Genomic DNA, 25,194 nt, shown 5'->3' with positions numbered 1-25,194 from the left:
GCGTCAGCAGGAGGGGACCGGCTTGCCCGCCGCGAGGTTACGGAGGGAGGTCACCGCGTCCTTGAGCTCCTTGACCGGGATGAGCTTGAGGCCCTTCGGAAGCTCTTCGGTGACGTCCGAGCACTGTTCCTTGGGGACCAGGAAGACGCTGGCGCCGTCCCGCTTGGCCGCCTTCGGCTTGAGGCCGACGCCGCCCACCGGGCCCACCTTGCCGTCGGCGTCGATGGTGCCCGTACCGGAGATGACCCGGCCGCCGGTGAGGTCGCCGCCGCGGCCGTCGCCGTCCAGCTTGTCGACGATGCCGAGGGTGAACATCAGCCCGGCGCTCGGCCCGCCGACGCCGGCCAGCCGCAGGGTCACCTTGACGTCCTTGGGTGAACGGTTCAGATAGCCCAACGCGGCCTGGACCGCGGTGTGTTGGGACTCCTCCATCTCCTTGCGGTTGTGCCGGTCCACCTCTTCGGGCGAGTCGCCCGAAGGATAGACGGAGTCCCGCGGCATCACCGCACGGCCCTTGTTGAACCAACCGCTGACCACGTCCTTCAGCCGGATATCCGCATCGGGTCCGGTGGCGACGATGGCCGTCATCCGCAGTTGGCCGCTGGTCTTCCGGGTCTCGGCGCCGGTGATGGTGATCACGGGCTCGCCCCGGTCGGTGCCGAGCACGTTCGCGGTCAGCCCGGGATAGGCGATCGAGAACGGCAGCGGCGCCAGCGCGGCGACCGCGAGCAGCGCGACGACGAGGGTGGAGCAGACCGCGAGGATACGAGCGCGAGGAGACACGCCCGCCACCCTAAAGGACGCCCCGGCCGGCGGGGTCGGCCGCACTGCCCCGGCGGCCCCGGCGGGCGGGGGAGCCCGCACCGGCCCGGCGGCTCCGGCCGGCAGGCTTGGCCGCACCGGCCCGGCGGCCCGGCGGGTGTGCCGCCCGGGCCTGGCACCGGCCCGGGACGGCGGAGGGTCAGCGCAGCGCGTCCGACACCTCCTTCGCGGCCTCGACCACGCGCGGGCCCACCCGCTCGGGCACCGCTTCGGCGAGCATGACCACGCCCACGCTGCCCTCGATGCCGGTCACCCCGAGCAGCGGGGCCGCCGCGCCACAGGCGCCGGCCTCCAGTTCGCCGTGGGTGAGGGCGTACCCGCTGTCGGCGAGGCCGTTGCGGGCGGCGAGGATGGCCCGCCCCGCGGCGCCGCGGTCCAGCGGGTGCCGGAAGCCGGCCCGGTAGGCGACGTGGTAGTCGGTCCAGGTGGGTTCGACGACGGCGACGGCCAGCGCCTCGGCGCCGTCCACCAGGGTGAGGTGGGCGGTGGCCCCGATGTCCTCGGCGAGCGCGCGCAGGGCGGGCATGGCCGCCTCGCGCACCAGCGGATGGACCTGGCGGCCGAGGCGCAGCACGCCGAGCCCGACCCGGGCCCGGCCGCCGATGTCGCGGCGGACGAGGGCGTGCATCTCCAGCGTGGCGAGCAGTCGGTAGACGACGGTGCGGTTGACGCCAAGCTTGTTGGACAGTTCCGTCACGGTCAGCCCGTGATCGGTGTCGGCGAGTAATTTGAGGACACGTAGCCCTCGGTCGAGCGTCTGAGAGGTCTCCGCGGTCACGACGCCCCCTTCTCGGGTGAGGGGTGGCGTTCCGGTTTTCCGCGCCACCGGTCCCATCGGCAGCGCGCCGGACGAGGCCACCGGTCGCGGTTCGCACGCACCGGCCGCGCTCCGCGGCGGCGCTGCCACGGGGCGTGTGCGTGGGGGAACGCTAGCGAGCGGGTTCGCTCAGCGGAAGACTTCGTCCACAATCCGGTCAGTCGGCTTCTGCTTCGCGCCTGGTCTCCGCCCCGATATGGGGTCGATGGCCCGAGTTGGCGCGGCTCCCCCGCGCCGTCGGCCGCGCCCCGTACCACTCCGTGCGCCCCCGCCGGCTCGGTCGTCTGGCGGTGCCGTCCTACGCCGCCGCCCCGCCGTCCGCCGGGGCGCACCGGCTCGTGGGCAGCGCCCTCGGCGGGCCGCATCGGAGGGCCCGCGGCCAGCGCCCGGCACGTCACGGCGGGGCCCGGTCTGGCCTCCGCATCGCGTATTCCGTATCCCCATCCCGGCATTCCGGCATTCCGGCATTCCGTACTAGCGTCCGCGCCCCCGCCCGCCGCGTACGGTCCCGTACGACCCGGCGCATCTTCACGCGCTCCGCACGATCTCGCCTACCTGCACGTGCTTCCGCGCAGTCCCGTACGTCTCCGTGCACTACTCCGCAGCCCCGCGCAGCCCCGTACGTCTCCCCGCATGCCGCGCGACCTCGCGCGCGTCCCCCGCTCCCCCGGGGCGAAACCGCGACCGGGCCGGGCGCGCCGATATGGCGTGCCCGGCCCGGTGGCCGTGGTCTGCGGGCGCCCGCGGGGCGGTCCCGCGGGGCGCCTCTGCTGGGCGACGTCAGCGCATGCGGGTGGCCCACTCGCGGACCTTCTTGATCCGCTCGCGGATCTGGCCCGCGGTGGCCTCGGCGCTCGGCGGGCCGCCGCAGACCCGGCGCAGTTCGGTGTGGATCACGCCGTGCGGCTTGCCGCTCTGGTGCACGTACGCGCCGACCAGGCCGTTCAACTCCTTGCGCAGGGCGAGGAGTTCCTTGTGGCTGACGACCGGGCGGCGCTCGGCGGGTAGTTCGAGGAGGTCGGCTTCCTCGTCGGGCTTCTTGCGGCTGTGCGCGATCTGCCGGGCCTGCCGGCGCTGGAGCAACATCTGCACCTGGTCGGGTTCGAGCAGGCCCGGGATGCCCAGGTAGTCCTGCTCCTCCTCGCTGCCGGGGTGCGCCTGCATGCCGAACTCGGCGCCGTCGTAGAGCACCCGGTCGAAGACGGCGTCCGACTCCAGTGCCTCGAAGGGGAGTTGGTCCTGTTCGCCGGTGTCCTCGTCCTGCTGCTTCTCGGCCTCCTGGAGGAGCTTGTCCTCCTCCGCGTACGGGTCTTCCTCGCCGTCCTTCTTGGGCTTGTCCAGGACGTGGTCGCGCTCGACCTCCATCTCGTTCGCGAAGCCGAGCAGCGTCGGGATGGTCGGCAGGAACACCGAGGCGGTCTCGCCGCGCCGCCTGGACCGTACGAAACGGCCGACGGCCTGCGCGAAGAACAGCGGTGTGGAGACGGTGGTGGCGTAGACGCCGACCGCGAGGCGCGGCACGTCGACGCCCTCGGACACCATGCGGACGGCGACCATCCAGCGGCTGTCGGACTGGCTGAAGTCGTCGATCCGCTGCGAGGCGGCGGTCTCGTCCGAGAGCACCACCGTCGGCCCCTCGCCGGTGATCTGGCGCAGCAGCTTGGCGTACGCACGGGCCTGCTCCTGGTCGCTGGCGATGACCAGGCCACCGGCGTCCGGGATGCCCTTGCGCACCTCGCTCAGCCGGCGGTCGGCGGCGGCCAGCACATTGGGCATCCAGTCGCCGCGCGGGTCGAGCGCGGTGCGCCACGCCTGTGAGATGGCGTCCTTGGTCATCGGCTCGCCGAGCCTGGCCTCGATCTCGTCGCCCGCCTTGGTGCGCCAGCGCATGTTGCCGCTGTAGGAGAGGAAGATCACCGGCCGCACGACGCCGTCGCCGAGCGCGTTGCCGTAGCCGTAGGTGTAGTCGGCCGACGAGCGGCGGATGCCGTCGTTGCCCTCCTCGTACGTGACGAACGGGATCGGGTTGGTGTCCGAGCGGAACGGCGTGCCGGTCAGCGCGAGCCGCCGGGTCGCCGGGTCGAACGCCTCCAGGCACGCCTCGCCCCAGGACTTGGAGTCGCCGGCGTGGTGGATCTCGTCGAGGATGACCAGCGTCTTGCGCTGCTCACAGCGGTTGCGGTGCAGCATCGGGCGGACGCCGACACCGGCGTACGTGATGGCCACGCCCTGGTACTCGCGGCTGACGGGGCCCGCCGAGTACTCCGGGTCGAGCTTGATGCCGACCCGGGCGGCGGCCTCCGCCCACTGCTTCTTCAGGTGCTCGGTCGGGGCGACCACGGTGATCTGCTGGACGACGTGGTGGTGCAGCAACCAGGAGGCCAGCGTCAGCGCGAAGGTGGTCTTGCCCGCGCCGGGCGTGGCGACGGCCAGGAAGTCGCGCGGCTGCTCCTGGATGTACTTCTCCATCGCCCCCTGCTGCCAGGCACGCAGCTTGTTCGCGGTACCCCAGGGGGCCCGGCCGGGGAAGGCGGGTGAGAGGTGGTGATTCGCGGTGGTAGTCACGGTCTCCGTCGGGGGTGACTCGGGATCGGCAACCGCGTCAGCGTACCTGTGCGGGCACCCCCGGTACGGGCGTACCGGGGGTGGGCGGCGGAGGGTGGGACTCAGGTCACATCGGGGGCGGCCAGCGCGCGCAGGCCCTCGGCGATCACCTTGATCTCGTCCGTGGTGCCCGTGGCGACGTCGATGACCAGGCGTTCCGCCGCATCGATGTCCGGGCGGAGTTGGACGCCGTTCATCGCCAGGAAGGAAACGCAGGAGATCCAGGCCGTGCGCTTGTTCCCGTCGAAGAGCGGGTGGTTGATCGCGAGGGACTGGAGGAGCGCCGCGGCCTTGTCGATGAGATCCGGGTACGCCTCCTGGCCGAACATCGCGGCGGCGGGGCGGTGGACCGCGGATTCGAGCAGCCCGGCGTCTCTGACCACCACCTCCATGTCGTCGCAGGCGATCTCGGCGATGGCCAGGACGTCCTCGGCCGCGAGGTACACGTAGGTCACTTGAGCCGCTCCAGCAGCTCGCTCCACTTGGCCGCCTGCTCCCGGGCCGTCTGGCGCACGATCGCCTCCTGTGCTGTCCGTGCTAGATAGTCGTCGACCGCCCTCAGCACTATGGCGTGCATGCTGGCGCCCTCCTGCTCGGCGCGCTGCTTGAGGGCATCGGTCTGGTCGTCGCGAAGACGCAGGTTCATGGCCATACCAAAACGGTACCACCCCGATGGGGTCACTTTGGTACCACGCGGTGGGTGCTAACCCTTCTCCGGCCGCAGCCGAGTCGTCACGTACGCCCCCACCAGCGCCATCGCCGCCATGGCGAGGAAGACCGCGGCGAAGGCGGCCGGGTGGCCGCTCGCGCCGGTGGCGTCCGCCGCGTCGTGGGCGGAGACCGTGGCCGAGCCGCCGCCGAAGGCGACGAAGAGGACGCCGCTCGCGCCGACCAGCACGATGTTGCCGAGCGCGTCGGAGACCTGGATGGAGGCGGCGTTGGAGCCGGCCTCGTCGGGCCTGGACAGCTTGAGCAGCAGCACGCTGCCGCTGGAGATCGTGAGCCCCATGCCGAAGCCGCCGATCACCCAGGCCCCGGCCACCACGATCCACGCGGGCACCCCGTCGACCAGCGCGACGGGCACCAGCGCGATGGAGACCGCGATCATCAGCATGCCCAGGCCCATCAGCGTCTCGCGGTGTTCCTCAAGCCGCGGCCTGGCCTGCGTGTACGAGCCGAGCGCCCAGGTCAGGCCGCCGCCGGTGAGGGCGAGGCCGGCCAGCGTCGGGGACATGTCGCGCTCGGTGACCAGCATCAGCGGTACGAAGGTCTCGGCGGCGAGGAACGTACCGGCCGCCAGGCCGCGCAGCAGCACCACCGACGGCAGCCCGCGGGCGGCGCGGAAGGTGCCGGTGGGCAGCAGCCGCAGCACGCACGGCACGAGGAGTGCGGCGCCGGCGATCCCCGGCAGCAGGGAGAGCCACGCCAGGTCCTGCACCGCGTACTGGAGCAGCCCGGCGCCGACCGCGACCGCGAGGGCGAGCCCGATGCGGCGGCGGTCCATGGTCGGGCTGTGCTCGTCGCGCGGCATCGTGCGCAGCGCGGGCAGCATCATCAGCAGCGGCAGCAGGATCAGGACGGGCATACCGAGGAAGACCCAGCGCCAGCCGACGTGCTCGGCGACGGTGCCGGCCACCACCGGGCCGACGATCACCGGCAGCACCCAGGCCGCGGAGAACGAGGCGAGCACGGCGGGCTGGAGCCGCTGCGGGTAGGCCCGGCCGACGACCACGTACAGCGCCACGATGACCAGGCCGCCGCCGATGCCCTGGATGCCGCGGCCCAGGATGAACATCCACATCTGCTGGGCGGAGCCGGCGACGACGAGCCCGGCCCCGAACGCGGCGATCCCGACGAACAGCGGCGCCAGCGGGCTCTTGCGGTCGCACCACTCGCCGGAGAGCACCATGGCGAACAGGCTGGCCGTGAAGTAGCCGGAGAAGGCGAAGGCGTACTGTTCGACGCCGTCCAGCCGCTCGGCCGCCACCGGCATGACCGTGGTGAGGGCGCTGGCCTCGAAGGCGATGAGCGAGACGACCGAGATGATGCCGAGGGTGAGCGCCCGGTAGACCCGGCCGAACACGCTCTCCTCACCGGCCGGCGGCGCGCCGTCGGCGTCGGCCGCGGCAGTCGCGGCAGTCGCGGCGGTCGTGGTCGCTTCGGGTACGGGTGCTTCGGCTACGGGGGCGGCTGTCGCGACCTGGCCGGTCGGCGGGTGGGCGGCGGTGTCGGGGGCGGCGGGGGCGCGGCCGGATATGTCGGCGGTGGCCTGCGCGGCTCCCGTTCCGCTGCTGGGGGGCGGCGTCGCGCCGGGTTCCCCGGGGCGCGGATCGAGGTCGGTCATGGCGTCAGAGTAAGGGCCGTCAACCGTGCTGACGCCTGTCGCAGGACGGGACTCCGCTCGGCCATCGGGCCTACGCCCCTCGACGGTCGACGGGCCCGGGCCGTGGCCCTACGCGGGGGGGGGCGAGGTGGGGGCGGGGCGCCTTGGTCCGGGGCGCGTTTGCCGGGGGCGCCGGTGTGCGCGGGGCTTTGCCCGTGCCCGGGGTGCCGGTGCCGGTGTGTGGGTGCCCGTGTCCGAGGCGTGCCTGTCTACGGGACCGCGCCCGTGCCCAGTGTGTGGGGCCCCGTGTGGGCGGTCGGCCCGGCACCTCGACGGGGCCGCCCCCGGGCAGTGTGGCCGTTCGCCTCGGGGGCGGCCCCGCGTGCGGCCCGGGCCCGGGGGTGGTGGGCCCGGTGCCGGGTGGCGGCCGGGGCGGTGCGGCGGGAGGAGGGCCGCGGTGCCCCGGCCGCTGGACCGTGGGGCGCCGTGCGCGGGAAGTCGCGCGCGGGACGCCGGACGCGAAGCGCCGTACGCGGGAAGTCGCCTTCGAAATGCCGCATCCGAGGCATCGCACGCGGGATGCCGTGCGCGGGATGCCGCGGGGGCGTCGGCCGCAGGGCGGGACTGCTGCGTCGCACGGAAGAGCCGTGCCCCCCGTGCGGCCTCTGCCGCGGGCGCCGCCGGTGGGCGTACGGGCCCGGTACGGAGACGCCGCGGGCGCCGCGCCACGCCAGGCGCCCTCGCTACGCCGTCACCAGCACCCCCGCGTACGAGACACCGGCGATGACCACCCAGGAGCACAGCCCGAGCGCCGCCACCCGACCCCCGGTACGGGCCAGCGTCGGCAGGTGGACGGCGCTGCCGAGGCCGAACAGGGCGGCGGCGAGAAGCAGTTCCTGTACGTGCCCGGCCGCGTCGAGCGCGCTGCCCGGCAGCCAACCCGTGCTGCGCAGCGCGACCATCGCCAGGAACCCGGCGACGAACAGCGGCACCAGCGGCGGGCGCCGCGCCCCCGCACCCGCGCCGACGCGCGCCGCGGGGCCGTCTGCCGGACCGGCCCGGCCGGCCTCCGCCGCGCCCGACGGCTCCGTACCGTTCCCCTCCCCCGTACGACCCGTCTCCGTGAGGCGTTCCCCGAGGCGTCCCCCCGCGCGGGCGCGGGCGCGTACCGAGAGGGCCACGGCGGCGACCAGCGGAGCGAGCATCGCCACCCGCATCAGCTTGACCAGGACCGCGTCGCCCAGGGCCGCGGAGCCGGCCGACTGGGCGGTGGCCACCACCTGTCCCACGTCGTGCACGCTCGCCCCGGCCCAGCGGCCGAACTCGGTGTCGCTGAGCCCGAGCGGCGCCTGGAGCAGCGGCAGGACGAGGATGGCGAGCGTTCCGCAGAGCGTGACCAGGGCCACCGACGTGGCCACGTCCCGCTCGTCGCTCTCGGACGCCTCGCTGACCGCACCGATCGCAGAGGCGCCGCAGATCGAGTAGCCGGTGGCGATCAACAGCGGTTGGTCGCCGGGGAGCCCGAGCCTGCGGCCGAGCCAGAGCGTGCCGAAGAAGGTCGCCGCGACCACCCCGAACACCATGCCGACCGTCGCCCAGCCGAGCCCCAGGACGTCGTCCAGGCTGAGCTTCAGACCGAGCAGCACGATGCCGAGCCGCATCAGCCGCTTCCCCGCGTACGACAGGCCGGGCCGGCAGTGGCCCCGTACCAGCGTCCGCACACCCGCCAGGTGCGCCACGACCACCCCGAGCACGACGGCCACCGTCAGCATCGGCACGGCGGGCAGCAGCCGGTGCGTGCCCCAGGCCACGGCGACGCCGCAGCCGGCGAGAGCGAGCCCGGCCGTCTTACCCGAACGGGCAGCGGGGGTGGGCGGTTTGGCCGCCGAGGAGCTGCCCGAACGGGCAGGCCCGGCGGGTGGCGGAGGGAGCTGTCCGGGCGACGTCTTGGGGGGCGGAGCCGCGGGGGTCAGCGTCGTGAGTGCGGTGGCCGGCCGGCCGGTCGCGGGCGGCTGGGGGGGCCGCGGGGCGGGGAAGGTGACGGGGGACGCGGCGGGGGGCACGGGGCCGGCGGGTTCGGTGGCCGGTGGGGCGGGTTCGGTGGTCGGCGCGGCCGGGGCCGTGGCCGCGTGAGTGTTGGCGCCGGTGCCGGTCACTGGCTGCCGGTGCGTCCGATGGGCCCCGTGCACCCGGTGCACGCGCTGCATCTGCCGCTTGCGGTGGTTCGTCCGCGGCCGGCTCACAGCTCGTCCGCTGGCAGTTCGTACACGCGGCGCACGCTGGTGCCGAGCCGTGCGATGTCGGCCCCGTAGACGTGGATCGAGATCGCCTTGTCGGTGCCCGCGTTGCGCACCCGGTGGATGTCGCCGGGCGGGGCGAACCCGCAGACGGAGCCGAGCGGGTTGACGACGTCGCCGGTGGCCACCAGGCGCGCGGTGGCGCCGTCGGAGACCAGGCGGTAGCGGCGTTCGGCCTCCTCGCCCGCGTGCACGCCGGTCACGCACCACGAGACGTGGTCGTGGATGGAGGTCTGCTGCCCCGGCAGCCACACCAGGGCCACGACGGAGAAGCTGCCGTCACGTTCGGCGTGCAACAGGTGCTGCCGGTAGTGCTGCGGATCGCCCTCGCACTGCTCGTCGGTGAGCAGGTCGGCGCTGGCCAGGTGGGGGCCGAGCCGTTCGCCCACCAGGTAGGCGGTCAGGTCCGGCGGCAGGCCCCGGCCGACGGCCTCCCGCACGTCCTCGACGAGGGCGTCAAGACGCACGGTCGTACGAGCGGCCCGGAAGGGCGTGGGAGCGGTCGGAGTACGCATGGTCGAAGCGTCACGCGCCCCCACCCATTACGTCTAACAACAGTCTGTTGGCGGGGCTCCAGGAATTGCTTATGGATGCGGCTGATGGGGGGCGCCTGTGGATGGCCGTCGATGCGCGGCAACGCATCGGAGCGAGTGGCGGCGACGGCAGCCGGTGGGGAGCCGGCGGCCGGCTCCCGGGCGTGTACTCGGCGCGTGGGGGCGCGTACGGGCGTACGGGCGTAGCCGCGTACGGGAGTAGGGGTGGTCCCCCTAGCGGCCGATCAGCAACCGACCCGGCGTTCGGCGGCGGCGCGCAGTTCGTCCAGGACCAGGGCGGTGGCCGGGATGCGCAGGTGTTCGCGGAGCACGTACGCGGAGACCTGGCGGCGCGAGGCGGGGTCGAGCGCCCGCCCGGTGACCTTCTGGTGGCACAGGAAGGACAGCACCAGGGCCGGCATCATCGCGACCCCGACGCCCGCCGCGACCAGGCTCTGCACCACCAGGTTGTCGTCGGTGGTGAAGGCGATGTCGGGGGCGAAGCCCTGTTCGGCGCACTCGTGCAGGAAGTTGGCGCGGCAGCGCAGGCAGCCGGCTATCCAGCGCTCGTCGGTCAGATCGGCGAGCTTGACCGCGCGGCGCCTGGCCAGCGGGTGCCCGGTCGGCAACAACACGGTGAGCTGGTCCTCGAAGAGGCGCACCTCGACCACCTCGTCCGGCACCTCTTCATGCAGCCCCGGATAGGTGAAGGCCAGCGTGATGTCGCACTCGCCGCGCACCAGCCGGCGCAGCGAGTCCGGCGGCTCGCCCTCCAGCAGTTCCACCCGCACCCCGGGGTGGCCGGCCGCGAGCCTGGCCATGGCCTCGGGGATCAGCGTGGCGCTGGCACTGGGGAAGGCGCACACCCGCACCCGGCCGGCCCGCAGCCGGGTGATCGCGTTCATCTGCTGCTGGGCCGCGGCCATGCTGTCCAGGATCACGTCGGCGTGCCTGGCCAGCGCCTCGCCCGCCTCGGTCAGCCGCATCTGCCGGCCGACCCGGGTGAACAGCGGGGTGCCGACGTCCCGTTCGAGCGCCTTCATCTGCTGGGTGATCGCGGGCTGCGTATAGCCCAGCGCCCGGGCCGCCCCCGAGTAGGAACCCGCCTGGAGCACCTCGCGGAAGGTGTGGATGTGCCGGGAATCGAACACCTCTGCATCATAAGCAGACGCCGCACGGGCCCGGACGTCCCGTGCGGACGGTGCGCCTACGGGGCCGGCTCCGCGGCCCGCTGGATAAGCAGAAGTTGGGGAGGCGCTGGGGCAGGGGGCGTACGGGGGGCCGGCGGGAGGCGCGCCGCGGGTGCGGTGCGCCCGGGGTGCGGTGCGCCGGCCGCCCCGGTGCGGCGGGAGGCACGACGGAGACACGGCGGCGGACACACCGGGGCGCGGCGGGTGCGGGCCGTGCGGCGGGAGACGGGCTGAGGCCCGGCGCAAGGCGCGCCGGGGTCCAGCGGGCGCCCGGCGGGCCGACCCATGCGGCAAGCTGGACGAATGCCGCACGACACCGCTCCGCACGCCCTGCGCCCCGGCGCGCACCCGTACGCCTCCTACGACGGCGCCGAACTCGCCTATCGCGTCATCGGCCCGCGCGACGGGGCCGCCGTACCGCCGCTGGTCTGCCTCGCCGGCGGCCCCGGCCGGGACGCCGCCTACCTGGGCGACCTCGGCGGGCTCGACGCGCACCGGCCGCTGGTGGTCCCGGACAGCCGCGGCACCGGGGCCTCGCCACCGGCGGCACACCCCAGCGGGTACGCGTTCCCCGGGCTCGCGCAGGACCTGGAGGCGCTCCGCCGCCATCTGGGGCTTGAGCGGTTCGCCCTGCTCGCGCACGACGCAGCGGCGGCCACGGCCCAGGCGTACGCGGCGGCCCACCCCGAACGGCTCACCCACCTCGTCCTGGTCTGCCCCGGCGCCCGGCTCCAGGGCGAACTCCCGGACGACGCCCGCGCGATCTTCGAGGCCCGCTCGGCCGAGCCCTGGTGGCCGGACGCGCACGCGGCGATCCAGGCCCTGCCGACCGCGACGGAACTCTCCGAGGTACGCGCCCTGCTGCTGCGCGCCGCGCCGCTCGCGTACGGCCGCTGGGAGGCGCCGCAGCAGGAACACGCGGCGAGCGAGGGCGCCCAGCTCGGCCCCGTCCCCCGGGCCGGCTTCTGGCAGGGCGTGGACGAGGCGGCCCGGCTGGCCCTGCTGGAGCGGCTGCGCGCGGTCCACTGCCCGGTGCTGGTGGTGACCGGCGAACGGGACGGCGTGACGGGCGTACGCGCCGGCGAACTCGTCGCAGCCTCCTTCCCGCACGCCACCCCCGACGGCCCCCGGGTCCGCGTCCTCCCCGAGGTGGGCCACTTCCCGTGGGTGGACGACGCGGAGGCGTTCCGTACGGAGGTGGAGGGGTTTCTGCGGGGGGTGTGAGGCGGGGGGTGTGAGGCCGGCGGCATGTGCAGGGGGGGTGGGTGCGGGGGCCTTCGCGGGGCGCGGGGTGGTGGGTGCAGGCGGACGGACGCCGGCGCCAGCACGAACGGCCATGCCCGACTGCCCGAACGGGCACCAACCCTCTTGCCCTTTAACGCACCCTCCACTACCCGATCGAGCAACCCAAATCCCCCACAATCTCCGGTCCCCGCCCCACCCGAACCCACGCCCACCAGGCCACCTCCGCCCGGCCGGCGCCCCCGCCCGTTCATGGCGATGATGTTGCGGTCACATGGCGACCGGCGCGCATTCATTGACCAGGGCCCCCGGCACCGGCTTTAGTCATCTCAGCAACACCGCGCACACCAGGTGCGGCAGCACAACAGAACAACAGCAAGCCAATTCACCAGCGCAACCTGCACAATTCTTGGCCGTGTGCCCGAGTGGTTTAGGGGCTCGCCTGCAAAGCGAGTTACGTGGGTTCGATTCCCGCCACGGCCTCCACATGAGGTTTACTCCTCAAAAATAGAAGAGCTGACGTACCGGCATGTTCCGGCAAGGCGCCTCCGGCCTTTCGCGTACGGACTCGCTGGCGATCCACACGGCATCAGGCCACCCGCCCCAGAGCCGCGTCGTCCCAGCCGTTCATCGAATGAACATCGGTCCCGTTCGGGGTGGCGTAGCGTCGAGCGCATGGCATCTGAACACCTGGGTGACCGCATCGCTCGGCTGCGTCGTCTCGCCGATCTGACTCAGGAACGACTGGCCGAGCGGGCCGGCGTGTCCGTGGACGTGGTCCGCAAGTTGGAGCAACACCGCAAGCATTCGGCCCGGTTGCCGACCCTGCACGCCTTGGCCGGTGGGCTCGGTGTCGAGTTGTCCGCCCTGGTCGGAGACCCGCCGGCCGTCCCTTCGACGGGAGATGGCGACTCGCCGCAACTCGTCGCCCTGCGGCGCGCCGTCATGCCACCGCTCTTCGCCCCGCCAGCCGAGCCGAACGACCCCACGCGGCTCACCCCCGTACTGATGCGACGCCAACTCTCCGATGCCTGGACCGCCTACCACGATGCCGCTTTCGGGCAGCTCATGCGCGATCTGCCCGGGCTTCTGACCGACGCCCGTTTCCTCGCCGCCGTCGGCACCCCGGAGGACCGCGCGGCCGGAGCGGCGGTGCATGGCAAGGCCCTTCAACTCGCCGGGCACCTGGCGATTCGCCTCGGCAAGACAGACCTTGCCCTCTCGGCGTTGGAACGCGCGATGAGCGCGGCCGAGCAATCATCAGACCCGCTTCTGGTTCCGATGATCAGCAATTCCGTGGCCTGGAACTACCAACGGCAGAATCGCCTCGAAGACGCGACGCAGGTAGCCGTCCACGCGGCGGACCGGGTGGAGCGGGAACGGTCCGATACCGCGGAGGGCGTACGCGTCTGGGGCGGGCTGGTCATGTCGGCAGCGACGTCCGCCGCGCGCTCCGGGAACTACGAATCCGCATCCGACATGATGAAGGTGGCGGAGGGCGCCACCAAGAGGCTCGCAAAGCTGCCTCCGGCCGTCGACGGCAAAATGGTGTCGGTCTTCAGCCGCTCCTCGATCAGAATCGAGCGGGTACGGCTCGCCGTGCAACACGCGCGCCCCGATGAGGCCCTGCAACTCGCCCGGGGAATAAGGCTGCCGTCCGACACTCCCCCGTCATGGCGTACCTGGTTGCTGCTCGATATCGCGCGGGCCCACGTCGATCTGGGAAACGCCGACGAGGCCGTGAAGACGCTCATGCGACTCAAGAGGATCGCCCCGGCGTGGATGCGCCACCACACGCTGACAGTGACCATCATCGAAGACCTCCGGGCCGGCCCGTACCACCCGCCTGGCCTACGGAAGTTGGCAGAGGGTCTGGGGATCGCCCACTAGGTCCGAGAACAGGGACGTTACGTCCCTGTTCCACCCGTACCCCATGCGGTTCGCTAACGGGACGCGCACACTCCATCACCCTGTGTCCAGATGGAGTGCGGATCGTCCCGAGGAGGACTTGTTGAGCCGCAACGCCCCCTGCCCCTGCCCGCAGTCCAGAGCGCTCCCGGGCCGTAGCGCGCGTTCGGAGGGCCAGGGCACACTCCAGGTTCCAGCCGCCGCCCAACGCGGTGAAGGCGCTCCACTCCCCGGACCGCCGACTGCACGACGGGGGTGCCGCCTGATGGATGGGGCACATCGCGTGCTGATCATGGGCGTTCCGCTGCGCTTCTTCCTGCGGGAAGGCAAGACAGCGGCTTGGTCGCCAGTGACGGACGTTGAATTCCACGACGCGTACCAGGAGTCCATGTTCGACCCGGAGGCATTGCGTAAGGACGTGCTCTGCCCCAACCGTCAGCGGGTGGAGTACGAAACGGTGGAGGGGCTGTTCTGGTCGGACGGCCGGGCCGCATGCGGACTGATCACGTTGCACGACGGGCCCCCGCAAGAACATGCCGGCCCACAGGCGATCGGGGACGGAGGAGAGGCCGCGTGAACGCTCCCCGTGAGGTATGGGTCTTTCTGCTCATCCACTGCCCCGTCGAGACGCGCCATCCCTCCGACCCGGCAGGTCTTTGGCCCCGCGTCCTCCAAGTCGTCAAGGATGGCTGGAGCTGCCCGCCAGGTGTCGTGTTGCGCGCCGGGGAGTCGCTTCCCCAGGCCGCAGAACGGGTGGCCGACGCCCTCGGCATTGCCTTGCCGGAATCGCCTGCTCTGCTGGCCGTGGATCAGCAGCCTGCCGTCGATGAACAGGACGAAGAGTTGGCCTTCTTCCTCGACGGGGGATCTGCGGGGGCGGACGCGTTCGACGCGCTGCCCCGCGACCAGGTCACAGTCGAGTGGGTACCCGTCGAAGACCTCGAACGCGTCGCGTTGGTCCACGCCCTACGCACCCGACTACTGGCCATCGAACCCTCACTCCTGGTGGAGGGCATGCCGCCAGGGCGGAGCGAAGGACAAGGTGGGTAACCCGAATCCCCACCCCTCCCCCACCACCGCGCAGCGCACCCCTCACGCCCGTCGCAGGCACTTCGCCGGGACCCAGTGGCGGGTGCCGTTCAGTCGGGCCCAGATGTTGTCCCTGCCGCCGCAGCCCTTGAGCTTGTACCTGCCGCCCTTCGCCACGTGGGCCACGCAGACCTTGCCGCCCTTCTTGACCCAGCCGACGCGCTGCGCCTTCACCGTGGGGCGGGCCCGTTTGGCGACCTTGACCTTGGCGCGGTAGTCGTAACACCGCCACGCGTCGACGGGGGCCGCCGCGCTGGTCGTCGTGGTGGCCGCGCGGGTGGGGCCGGTCGCGCCGGGGTCGGTCGCCGCGGCGTTCGGTGCCGCGGTGAGGAGCAGGGCCGCGGTCGCCCCGACAACTCCGAGGGTGGCCCATCGCTGATGCATGGCTTTTCCCTTCGTCGGCGTTGCTGTGCTGGATGACGGATCGCGCTCAGTCGTCCTGAGCCGTGGCGCGTGTCGGCGAACCGCCGAGCCCTACCGGCTTCGTCGTCCGCGCCGTTGCGTCCCGTCACAGGTTGCGGAAGGGGCGGTGAAGGCGACATAAGCAGGGTGAGGTGGGTGGTGGGGGCGGGGCACGAGGTGGTGGTGGGGCAGCGCGACATAAGGATGTTATGTACATCCACCGGCGCGGGACGGGGTGGGGTGGGGTGGGGTGCGGCAGTCGTCGGGGTCGCGTGACTGTCCGGTTGCCGTGTGGCCGTCGGGGCCCGTATTGCCGGCGGGGCGGGTGGTGGCCGGCGACTCGGCCCCGGCCCCGGTACGCCCCCGACCCACCGCGCACCTCGCCCACCCCGCTCACCCCGCCCGCCCCGCTCACCCCGCCCACCCCGCCCACCCCGTCGAAATCTCCCGTGCCGCCCCGCTGGCGCTCCGCTAGCCTCCGACTCCCTACGGGGTTCCCGGGCCGTCGGCGGTAATTGACGGCAATTGATGGAAAGGGGCGGTCATGGAGATTCGGCGGGTCGTGGAAATGGGTGACGCGGTCGCCGCGGAGCGGCTTTTCGACGGTGCGGCGCGGCCCGAGGCCACCGCACGGTTCCTGCACGAGGAGGGGCACCACCTGTTGGTCGCCTATCTGGACGGGAAGCCGGTGGGGATGGTCAGCGGGGTGGAGACCACGCATCCCGACAAGGGAACCGAGATGTTCCTGTATGAACTCTCGGTGGACCCCGCCCATCGGCGGCGCGGCGTCGGGGGCTCGCTGGTGCGGGCGCTGCGCGAGTTGGCGCAGCAACGCGGGTGTTACGGCATGTGGGTCGGTACGGAACACGACAACGCGGCGGCACTGGCCACCTATCGCGCGGCGGGCGCCACGGACGAAGAGGACTTTGTGTCCCTGACGTGGTCGTTCCGGAACGGCACGGCGACGACCGAAACGGCACGCTGACCGAAACACGCGCAATACGCCAGGGGAATGGGAAATGTGGCGTACGCGACGCTCCAACAACACATGACAGGCCATCTGCTACCACCCGTAACAGGCCCCCCTAAACAGACCCCTACCCCACCCCTACAGCGCTCTTCGACATAACGGCAATACGAACTATATTCACAGGGCCATCACAAGAAGGTTTCAGCATCCTCATAAAATGAGGGGTACTTACTGACAACCCCCTGCATGTGGCCGATTCCCCTCTCTCATGGCCGCCACCAGCGGCGTTGTGCTCTTAGGATCGTTGTGCGGCTTACCAGTTGTCGCGGTGGCTGACGCTGGCCAGCGACCGGGCCGAATCCCTCCTTTTCGCACGCGCACGAGGTGAACGTTTTGCGGTCTGAGACTCGCGAAGTAAGACTCCCGTTGTCCAATGGCCAGAATGAGATCTGGTTCAGCCAACAACTCGACCCGGAAAGTACACAATTTAGGATCGGTGAGTACGTAGAAATACATGGACCAATAGATCCCAGGCTCATGGAGAGTGCCATACGTCAGGCCGTCGCGGAGGCCGAACCGCTCAATAGCAGGTTCGGCGACGAGGGCGGCGTTCCCTGGCAGGTGTGCGAGCCGCTGACCGAGTGGGACTTCCCCGTGCTCGACGTGAGCGCCGAGGCGGACCCGGACGCGGCGGCCGAGGAGTGGATGCGGGCCGACCTCGCGCGCGTCCTCGACCTGACCCGCGACCCCCTCTTCCGGTACGCGCTCTTCAAGCTCGGTCCCGAGCGGTTCGCCTGGTACCAGGGGCTGCACCACATCGTCACCGACGCGGCCGGCGGGGCGCTGGTCGCGCGGCGGACCGCGGAGATCTACACCGCGCTGGCGAACGGCACCGAACCGGGCCCGACGCCGCTCGGATCGCTGCGCCTGCTACTCAACAAGGACGCCGAATACCGGGCTTCGGACGATTTCGGCAAGGACCGGGAATACTGGACCGAGCGCTTTCAGAACTATCCGGAACCGGCCCGGTTGGCCGGCCGGCGGGCCGCCGTCTTCGAATCCCGCATCCGGGAGACCGTGTTCCTCAGCGAAGAGGAGGCGATCCGGCTGCGGGCGGCGGCACGGGCCGCCGGAACGCACTGGTCCGCACTGATGATCGCGGCGACGGCCGGCTATCTGCACCGCATCACCGGCGAACACGACATCCTGCTCAGCCTGCCCGTTGCGGCACGTACGGATGCGGATATGCGCACCGTGCCGGGAATGTTCGCCAATTTGCTGCCGCTGCGCATCGCGGTGGACGGGCAGACCCGAATACGCGACCTGCTCAAGCAGGTGTCGCGGGAGGTACGGAAGGCGCTGCGGCACCAGCGGTACCGAAAGATCGACCTGGCCCGGGATTTGCAGTTGCCGGACGGCGGGCGCGGATTCAACGGGCCGCACGTCAACATCATGTCCTTCGGATATGACTTCACCTATGACGGGCACCGGGTCACCGCGCACAACCTGTCCAACGGACTGGTCGAGGACCTGGCCATCATGGCGTACGACCGGTCGGACGGCACCGGCATCCGTATCGACCTGAACGCCAATACCGACCTGTACAGCGCGGCCGAACTCGCCACGCACCGGCGGCGGTTCATCGACCTGGTGACGGAATTCGCCGATGCCGACGCGGAGGCGCAGCAGCGCACGCTCGGCAGCATCGAATTGCTGGACGACGCCGAGCGGGAGCAGATCCTGTTCGAGTGGAGCGGCGGGACCCGGCCGGCCCCGACCTCCCCCGCGGCCAGCCCCACCACGACGGACACGCCCGACACCCTCCCCGCCCTGCTCGCCGCCCAGGCGGCCCGCACCCCGGAGCGGCAGGCCGTGGTGGCCGGCGAGGTCCGGCTCAGTTACGCGGAGCTGGACGCCGCGGCCGGCAGGCTCGCCGGGCTGCTCGCCGCCCGTGGCGCAGGCCCCGAACGGACCGTCGCCGTGGCCCTGCCGCGCGGCGCCGACCTGGTGGTGGCGCTGCTCGCGGTGCTCAAGACCGGCGCCGCCTACCTGCCGCTCGACCTCGACCACCCGGCCGAGCGGCTGCGCTACCTCCTGGAGGACGCGGCCCCCGCACTGGTCATCACCGGCACCGGCACCAGCGTCCTGGCCGAGCTGGGCTCCGACGTTCCGACGCTCGCCCTCGGCGACAGCGACAGCGACATCAGCGAGGCGCTCGCAGCGGTGGACCCGGCGACAGCCGCGACCCTCCCCGGCCCGCAGCCCGCGCACCCGGCGTACGTCATCTACACCTCGGGCTCCACCGGACGGCCCAAGGGCGTGCCCGTGGAGCACCGGGCGATCGTCAACCGGCTGCGCTGGATGCAGGACGCGTACGAGCTGGCCGCCGACGACCGGGTGTTGCAGAAGACCACGGCCGGCTTCGACGTCTCGGTGTGGGAGTTCTTCTGGCCGCTGCTCACCGGCGCCACTCTGGTCCTCGCCCGCCCCGGCGGCCACAAGGACCCGGCCTACCTCGCCGAGGTGATCCGCGCCGAGTCGATCACCACCGTCCACTTCGTACCGCCCATGCTGGACGTGTTCCTCGCCGAGCCGCAGGCCGCCGGGTGCACGACGCTGCGCCGGGTGTATTGCAGCGGCGAGGCGCTGTCCCGGGAGACCGCCGAGCGCTGCCACGCGGTGCTGCCGCAGGCCGCGCTGCACAACCTGTACGGGCCGACCGAAGCGGCCGTCGACGTCACCTTCCACGCCGTCGAGCCGGGCGCCACCGGCCCGGTGCCGATCGGCCGGCCGGTGACCGGCACCCGCGTGTACGTGCTCGACGAGGGGCTGCGGCCGTGCCCGCCCGGCGCCCCGGGCGAGCTGTACCTGGCCGGCGTGCAGTTGGCCCGCGGCTACCACCGGCGGCCGGCGCTGACCGCCGGCCGGTTCGTCGCCGACCCGTACGCCCACCTGTACGGCGCGGCCGGCGAGCGGATGTACCGCACCGGGGACCTGGTGCGCTGGCGCGCCGACGGCAGCCTGGAGTACCTCGGCCGCACCGACCACCAGGTCAAGCTGCGCGGCTTCCGCATCGAACTGGGCGAGATCGAGGCGGCGTTGCGCGCACTGCCGCAGGTCGGCCAGGCGGTGGCGCTGGTACGCGCCGACACGCCCGGTGACCAGCGGCTGGTCGCGTACGTGACGGCCGACGCCGGGGACGACGCGCCGGAGGCCGCGGACGGTGCGGCAGCCGGCGGGACAGCCGGTGCGCCAGCCGGAACCGGGGGGCCTGCCGGGGCGGCGTCGCTGGACGTCCCGGCGCTGCGCGCGGCGCTCGGCCGGACGCTGCCCGACTACATGGTGCCCGCCGCGTTCGTCGCCCTGGACGCGCTGCCGCTGAACGTCAACGGCAAGGTGGACCGGGCCGCGCTGCCCGCCCCCGACGTGAGCGCGAACAGCGCGGGCCGGCCGCCGCGCACCCCGCACGAGGAGTTGCTGTGCGGCCTGTTCGCTGAGGTGCTCGGGGTGCCCGCGGTCACCATCGACGACGACTTCTTCCACCTCGGCGGGCACTCGCTGCTCGCATCCCAGTTGGTCAGCCGGGTCCGTACCGCGCACGGCGTCGAGCTCACGATCCGCGACCTGTTCGCGGCGCCGACCCCGGAGCGGCTGGCGCTGCGGCTCGACGCGGCGCTGGCGCAGGGCTCCGCCGCGCCCCAGCGGCACGGCCTGGAGCCGCTGTTCGCGCTGCGCGCGGAGGGCGACCGGCCGCCGCTGTTCTGCATCCACCCGGGCGGTGGCCTCGGCTGGCTCTACTCCGGGCTGCTGCCGCACCTCGGCGCCGACCAGCCGGTGTACGTGCTCCAGGCGCGGGCGCTCAGCGAGCCGGACAGCCACCCCGCGCGGGTGCAGGAGATGGCCGCCGACTACCTGGCGCAGATCCGCACCGTCCAGCCCAGCGGCCCGTACCACCTGCTGGGTTGGTCCTTCGGCGGGCTGGTCGCGCACTCCATCGCGGTCCAGCTCCAGCAGGGCGGCGAGGAGACGGGGCTGCTGGCCGTGCTCGACGCGTACCCGGACTACCGGCACACCTTCGACGACCTGCCGCAGCTCAGCAAGCGGCAGTGGCTCGGGCTGCTGCTCGACGACGTCGGCGGCCGGGACCTGACGGCGCCCGCACCGGAGGCCGTACAGCAGGCGGGCGCCGGGCATCAGACGGGCGCCGGGCAGGAGGCGGAGCTCGCGGCCGACCTGAGCCGGGAGACCGGGTTGCCGGTGCACCTCCTTGAGGGCCGGGACAGCTTCCCGCTGCTCGACATCTTCCGCAACGACCTGGAGCTGATGCGCACGTTCACGCCGGAGCCGTACGCGGGCGACATGCTGCTGTTCACCGCGGACCTGGAGATCCCCGGCTACGAGCGCGACCCGGCGCACACGCCGCAGGCGTGGGAGCCGTACGTGGGCGGGCTGCTCGACGTGCACCACGTGCCGGCGCAGCACTACCACCTGATGCGGCCCGAGCACGTGGCGCGGATCGGCCCCGTGGTGGCGGCTGCGCTGCGCAGCCCGCGCTCGACGGCCGCCGACGACCGGGCCGCGCTGACCCGCTGACGCCGCCCCGACCGGAAGGACATTCCATGACGAACCCGTTCGACGCCCCACAGGGGCGCTTCAACGTCCTGGTCAACGCCGAGGGCCAGCACTCACTGTGGCCGGCCAGCATCGACGTGCCGCCGGGCTGGACGGTGGCCCACACCGGCGAGGACCGCGCGGCGTGCGAGGCGTACGTGGCGGCCCACTGGACCGACCAGCGCCCGGCGGGCCTGACGGCCGGGTGAGGGGGGCCGGGTGAGGGTTGGCTGACGGCTGCGCCGGCGACCGGCTTGGGGGCCGGTTGACGGCCGGTGCCCGCCTCGGCCGCCGCACCAACAGCGGGCCGGGTCGCCGTGTGCGACCCGGCCCGCTCGCGTACGCCTCGTACACGCCGTACGTTTCCGTGCGCCCCGATGCGCCCCGTACGCCAGGACCGGCGCGGACGCCGGGGGCACCGGCCCCGCTACCCCCGCTCGGCCTGTCCGACCGCCGCCTGGGGGCGGATCGGAAGGCGGCCGATCGGGCGGCCGGTCGCCGCGCGGACGGCCGATGCGATGGCCGCGGGCGAGGTGACGACGGGGACCGCGCTGACCGCCTTGGCGCCGAACGGCGCCACCACGTCACGCTCCTCGATGAGTTTCACGACCCGAATGTCGGGCACGTCGAGCGCGGTCGGCAGGGTGTAGCCGGTGAGGTCGGGGTGGCGGACGATGCCGCGCGCGGTGCGCAGGTTCTCGCTGAGGGCCGCGCCGATGCCCTGCGTGACGCCGGCTTCGATGCGCGCCCTGAGCTGCGCCGGGTTGAGCACGCGCCCCACGTCCTGGGCGACCGCGAGCTCCACCACGCGCACCACGCCGAGTTCCACGTCCACGTCGACCACGGCCCGGATCGCGCAGAACGCCAGGCCCACGAAGGCGTCGCCCTGGCCCGACTCGTCCAGCGGCTCCGTCGGGTGCGGCCGGCACTGCGCGGTGGCCCACAGCTCCTTGCCGGCCAGCGCCTCGTCCACGGTGGTGCTGAGCACCCCGTCGTACGAGGTGATCTTGCCGTCGGCGATGGTGAGCAACTCCGTCGACATGCCGAACTTGTGCGCCAGCGGCTGGAGGAGTTGGGTGCGCACCATCTTGGCGGCCCGCTCCACCGCACCGCCGGAGACCCAGGTGTGCCGGCCGCGGGCGGCGGCGCCGGCCGGCGGCTGGTCGGTGTCGACGGGCGCCACGTGCACCTCCCGCACGCCCAGCGTCTCCTGCACGATCTGCCGGGCCAGGGTCGCGAAGCCCTGGCCGGTCTCCACGGCGGCGCAGATCACGGTGGCCACCGAGCCCTGCACCTTGACGGTGGCCGTGGACACCTCGTCGGCGCCCTCGGCGCCCAACATGTGCACCATGCCGATGCCGTAGCCGACGCCGCGGCGCACCGCCTGTGCCTCGCCCGCGCCGTCCGGGCCGCCGGGCAGCAGCCAGTCCGCGGCGTCCGCGTCCGCGTCGGGCAGCGGCGGCAGCGGCTCGTCCCGCACCGCGGTCAGCAGGTCGGCCACCGGCGCCGGGCAGGTGACGGTCTGTCCGGTGGGCAGCAGGTCCCCGGTGGCCAGTACGTTGCGCATGCGCAGGTCGGCCGGGTCGATGCCGAGCTTGGCGGCGAGCTTGTCCATCTGGCCCTCGTACGCGGCGCACACCTGCATCGCGCCCTCGCCGCGCACGTGCCCAGAGGGCGGGTTGTTGGTGCGCACCGCCCAGCCCTCGATGAAGGCGTGCGGGACGACGTAGGGGCCGCAGGCGAAGGAGACCGCGGCGGCCAGCGCCTCGCCCGAGGTGTCCGCGTACGCGCCGGCGTCCAGCAGGATCTGCGCCTCCACCTTGAGCAGGTTGCCCTCGGCGTCGGCGTGGTGGCGGTAGCGCAGCAGGGTCGGGTGGCGGTGGGCGTGGCCGAGGAAGGACTCCTCGCGGGTGGCGACCAACTTGACGGGGCGGCCGGTGCGCAGCGCGAGCAGCCCGAGCGGCAGCAGCGTGCCGGCGTCCTCGCGCTCCCCCATCGCGCCCGGTACGCCGGTCACCACGACCTTGACGAGTTCGGGCGGCAGCGCGTAGCAGGCGGCGGCCAGGTCCCGGTCGGCGTGCGGGTCGGTGGACGCGGTGTAGATCTCCACGCCGCCGTCCGGGCGGGGCACCGCGAGCCCGGCCTCGGCACCGATGGGCGCCGGGTCCTGCCGGCCGATGCGGTACACGCCCTCGACGATCACGTCGCCGACGACGGCCGGGTCGCCGTAGGTGAGCGGGATGTGCCGGATCAGGTTGCCGTCCGGGTGCAGCGGATCGGCGCCGAACGCCTGCTCCGGGTCGGTGACCGGCTCAAGGACCTCGTACTCGACGGCGATGGCCGCCGCCGCGAGCCGGGCCGTGTCCGGGTGGTCGGCGGCCACGGCCGCGATCGGCTCGCCGTGGTGGCGGACCAACTCGGCGGCGAACACCGGCCGGTCCACCACGCCCCGCCCGTGCGCGGCGTCGCCCGGCACGTCGGCGTGGGTGAGGACGGCCCGCACGCCGGGCATGGCGGCTGCCGCCGAGGTGTCGAGGGAGACGATGCGCGCGTGCGGGTGCGGGGAGCGCAGCACCGCGGCCCACAGCAGGCCCTCGGCCCACAGGTCGGCGGCGTACGGGAAGACGCCCTGCGTCTTGGCGATGGTGTCGAGCGGCTGCACCGACACGCCGAGCCCGTGCGGGTCAGGCGACTCCGCCGGGGCCCTGCCCGCCACCGCAGGCACGCTGGCCGCGCCGAGGCCGTCCGCGGTTCCCGTCATCCCGATTGCCTTCCGCTGCCGCCGTCGTCGTGAACTGGACCGTCGCCGTAGCCGATGCCCTGGCCCTCGGTGCCGTACCCCGGGTAGCCGGACCCGAGCGGGTCACCGCCGTACCCGCCGGGGTCGCCCTGCGGCGCGCCGTGGCCCGGGTAGCCGGACTGGTACGGGTCGGGGCCGCCCTGGTACGCGGCGGGGTCGGGCGCTTCGGCCTGGTGCGGCACGCCCGGGTGGGGCGGCTCGTGCGGCGGGTTCTGCGGGCCGTCGTGGGACGGTGCCTGGGGGTGCAGCGCCTGGTGGTGCACGGGGCCGGCGGTCGGGGCGGGCGCCTGGGCGCCCTCGTGCGCGGCGGCCTCCTCGGCCGCGGCGGCTGCTTCCCGGCCGGCCACCACGTCGCGGACCGCGTCGAGGACGCCCCGGTAGCCGGAGCAGCGGCAGAGGTTGCCGCAGATGGCCTGCCGGGTCTGCTGCTCGTTGGGGGCGTGGTTGCCCTCAAGCAGGTCGTGCACGGTCATCGCGAGCCCGGGGACGCAGAAGCCGCACTGCACGGCGCCCGAAGCGGCCAGCGCGCGCTGCACGTCGCAGGGCTGGCCGTCGGCGGAGAGCCCCTCCACCGTGCGCACCTCGGCCCCGGCGGTGGTCGCCGCCGGCACCAGGCAGGAGGCCACGAGCCGCCCGTCCACCTGTACCGAACAGGCCCCGCACTCGCCCTGCGAGCAGCCGTCCTTGGCGCCCGCGAGCCCGAGCCGCTCGCGCAGCACGTACAGCAGCGACTCGCCGATCCAGGCGCCGGTCACGGGCCGGTCGGTGCCGTTGACCCGCAGCACGTACGAGGCGAGCGGGTGCTCGGTGTGCGGGTCGACGGCGGGCACGGCAGCCGCGCCCTCGGCGGCTCCGTCGGTGGCTCCGTCGACCGCGGTGTGCCGGGCGTCGTGGTGGTCGACGCCGGTCCCGGCTACTGCTACGCGGTCGGTCTCGGTGTGCTCGGTCTCGACGCGGTCGGCCGCGGTGATGTCGTCGTCGGCGCTGCCGTCGGTGACACTGCCGGTCTCGGTGCCGTCCGCGGCGGTGCCGCCGGCCTCGGGGCGGTCGGTCCCAGGGTGGCCGGCGGACTCCGCCGGGGTGGCGGATTCCGCCCCGGTGGCGGCGGTTGCCTGGACGGCCGCCGGGTCGGTTGCCGCCGGCTCCGGTACGGCCAGGTCGCCGGTGCTGGCGGCGCTGCCGCCGTGGCGGGCTCCGTCCGGTCCGTACGCAGCGGCGTCCGGCTGCCCGGTGCCGTCGCCGTCCGGCAGGGCGTTGCCGTCCCGGGCCGGGTCGGCGTACGGCGCGGAGTCCTGGGCCTGGTCGCCCTGGTGCGCGGTCGTCCGCTGGCCTTCGGCGTCCGTCGACGGGTCGCTCTCCGCCGCGCCGAACGGGCCGTCGGGCGGCGCGGGGAGCACGCCGTCCGGGGGCAGCGGGATCGGTCCGGCCGCGGCTGGCCGGCCGGCTGCCGGAGCGTCGGCCTCGCCCGCGCGCGCGGGAAGCGGGGCGTCAGGCCCGGCTGCCCGGGCGCCGTCAACCGCGGCGTGCGGAGGGTCAGCCGCGGCCCGCGCGTGGGGCTGGCCGTGCGGGCCGCCCCCCTGCTGGTC

At 73.3% G+C, this 25,194-nt stretch carries 19 protein-coding genes and 1 tRNA gene; 8 read left to right on the top strand and 12 right to left on the bottom strand.

The genetic code is table 11. The features are described 5' to 3' along the window. Window positions 1-3: 3 nt before the first annotated feature. The 9 genes from ACMA1D_RS29215 to ACMA1D_RS29175 form a co-directional block, all read right to left on the bottom strand. Complete coding sequence (locus tag ACMA1D_RS29215; protein WP_414726998.1) at window positions 4-792, bottom strand: S16 family serine protease; 789 nt, start codon at window positions 790-792, stop codon at window positions 4-6. A 169-nt stretch (window positions 793-961) separates the two neighbouring features. Further along, on the bottom strand, window positions 962-1,600 hold the full coding sequence (locus tag ACMA1D_RS29210; RefSeq protein WP_349996435.1) for an IclR family transcriptional regulator: 639 nt from the start codon (window positions 1,598-1,600) through the stop codon (window positions 962-964). Between the two features lie 819 nt (window positions 1,601-2,419). Beyond that, a complete protein-coding gene (locus tag ACMA1D_RS29205; RefSeq protein ID WP_414726997.1) occupies window positions 2,420-4,204 on the bottom strand; it encodes a DEAD/DEAH box helicase in 1,785 nt (594 codons plus the stop codon). Between the two features lie 101 nt (window positions 4,205-4,305). Next, a complete protein-coding gene (locus tag ACMA1D_RS29200; RefSeq protein WP_414726996.1) occupies window positions 4,306-4,698 on the bottom strand; it encodes a type II toxin-antitoxin system death-on-curing family toxin in 393 nt (130 codons plus the stop codon). Continuing rightward, on the bottom strand, window positions 4,695-4,895 hold the full coding sequence (locus ACMA1D_RS29195) for a CopG family transcriptional regulator (RefSeq protein ID WP_383706939.1): 201 nt from the start codon (window positions 4,893-4,895) through the stop codon (window positions 4,695-4,697). The genes ACMA1D_RS29200 and ACMA1D_RS29195 overlap by 4 nt, the downstream gene beginning before the upstream one ends. Before the next feature lie 51 nt (window positions 4,896-4,946). Next, the gene (locus ACMA1D_RS29190) at window positions 4,947-6,587 is read right to left on the bottom strand and encodes an MFS transporter (RefSeq protein WP_414726995.1); all 1,641 of its coding nucleotides are present in this window, start codon (window positions 6,585-6,587) and stop codon (window positions 4,947-4,949) included. A 722-nt stretch (window positions 6,588-7,309) separates the two neighbouring features. Then, window positions 7,310-8,377 (bottom strand): YeiH family protein, encoded by a 1,068-nt coding sequence (locus tag ACMA1D_RS29185; RefSeq protein WP_414726994.1) that lies wholly within the window; start codon window positions 8,375-8,377, stop codon window positions 7,310-7,312. Between the two features lie 428 nt (window positions 8,378-8,805). Next, on the bottom strand, window positions 8,806-9,378 hold the full coding sequence (locus ACMA1D_RS29180) for a cysteine dioxygenase (RefSeq protein WP_414726993.1): 573 nt from the start codon (window positions 9,376-9,378) through the stop codon (window positions 8,806-8,808). 263 nt (window positions 9,379-9,641) lie between these two features. Next, the gene (locus tag ACMA1D_RS29175; protein WP_414726992.1) at window positions 9,642-10,547 is read right to left on the bottom strand and encodes a LysR family transcriptional regulator; all 906 of its coding nucleotides are present in this window, start codon (window positions 10,545-10,547) and stop codon (window positions 9,642-9,644) included. A 342-nt stretch (window positions 10,548-10,889) separates the two neighbouring features. Between ACMA1D_RS29175 and ACMA1D_RS29170 the strand changes: the two genes are divergently transcribed. The 5 genes from ACMA1D_RS29170 to ACMA1D_RS29150 all read left to right on the top strand — a co-directional run bounded on the left by ACMA1D_RS29170 (window position 10,890) and on the right by ACMA1D_RS29150 (window position 14,786). After that, entirely contained in the window at window positions 10,890-11,810 is a 921-nt protein-coding gene (locus tag ACMA1D_RS29170) for an alpha/beta fold hydrolase (protein WP_414726991.1), read from the top strand. Between the two features lie 429 nt (window positions 11,811-12,239). Continuing rightward, window positions 12,240-12,314: transfer RNA gene (locus ACMA1D_RS29165), tRNA-Cys, on the top strand. Window positions 12,315-12,503: 189 nt separating this feature from the next. After that, entirely contained in the window at window positions 12,504-13,718 is a 1,215-nt protein-coding gene (locus ACMA1D_RS29160) for a helix-turn-helix domain-containing protein (protein ID WP_414726990.1), read from the top strand. A 283-nt stretch (window positions 13,719-14,001) separates the two neighbouring features. Then, window positions 14,002-14,313 (top strand): hypothetical protein, encoded by a 312-nt coding sequence (locus tag ACMA1D_RS29155; RefSeq protein WP_414726989.1) that lies wholly within the window; start codon window positions 14,002-14,004, stop codon window positions 14,311-14,313. 227 nt (window positions 14,314-14,540) lie between these two features. After that, a complete protein-coding gene (locus tag ACMA1D_RS29150) occupies window positions 14,541-14,786 on the top strand; it encodes a hypothetical protein (RefSeq protein ID WP_414726988.1) in 246 nt (81 codons plus the stop codon). A 42-nt stretch (window positions 14,787-14,828) separates the two neighbouring features. Here the strand turns inward: ACMA1D_RS29150 and ACMA1D_RS29145 are convergent, their stop codons facing one another. Further along, on the bottom strand, window positions 14,829-15,209 hold the full coding sequence (locus tag ACMA1D_RS29145) for a hypothetical protein (protein ID WP_414726987.1): 381 nt from the start codon (window positions 15,207-15,209) through the stop codon (window positions 14,829-14,831). Window positions 15,210-15,771: 562 nt separating this feature from the next. Between ACMA1D_RS29145 and ACMA1D_RS29140 the strand changes: the two genes are divergently transcribed. From ACMA1D_RS29140 to ACMA1D_RS29130, 3 genes are all read left to right on the top strand, one after another. After that, entirely contained in the window at window positions 15,772-16,212 is a 441-nt protein-coding gene (locus ACMA1D_RS29140) for a GNAT family N-acetyltransferase (protein ID WP_414726986.1), read from the top strand. Between the two features lie 369 nt (window positions 16,213-16,581). After that, a complete protein-coding gene (locus ACMA1D_RS29135) occupies window positions 16,582-20,790 on the top strand; it encodes an amino acid adenylation domain-containing protein (protein WP_414726985.1) in 4,209 nt (1,402 codons plus the stop codon). A gap of 26 nt (window positions 20,791-20,816) precedes the next feature. Then, entirely contained in the window at window positions 20,817-21,017 is a 201-nt protein-coding gene (locus tag ACMA1D_RS29130; RefSeq protein ID WP_414726984.1) for an MbtH family protein, read from the top strand. A 218-nt stretch (window positions 21,018-21,235) separates the two neighbouring features. Here the strand turns inward: ACMA1D_RS29130 and ACMA1D_RS29125 are convergent, their stop codons facing one another. Beyond that, on the bottom strand, window positions 21,236-23,569 hold the full coding sequence (locus tag ACMA1D_RS29125; RefSeq protein WP_414726983.1) for a xanthine dehydrogenase family protein molybdopterin-binding subunit: 2,334 nt from the start codon (window positions 23,567-23,569) through the stop codon (window positions 21,236-21,238). Continuing rightward, window positions 23,566-25,194 (bottom strand): 2Fe-2S iron-sulfur cluster-binding protein (locus tag ACMA1D_RS29120; protein ID WP_414726982.1); only part of this gene is annotated, 1,629 nt, incomplete at its 5' end. The genes ACMA1D_RS29125 and ACMA1D_RS29120, both read right to left, overlap by 4 nt.

Source organism: Streptomyces sp. 796.1 (assembly GCF_047525675.1).
Lineage (GTDB): Bacteria > Actinomycetota > Actinomycetes > Streptomycetales > Streptomycetaceae > Streptomyces.
This window is presented reverse-complemented; position numbering and strand designations above follow the sequence as displayed.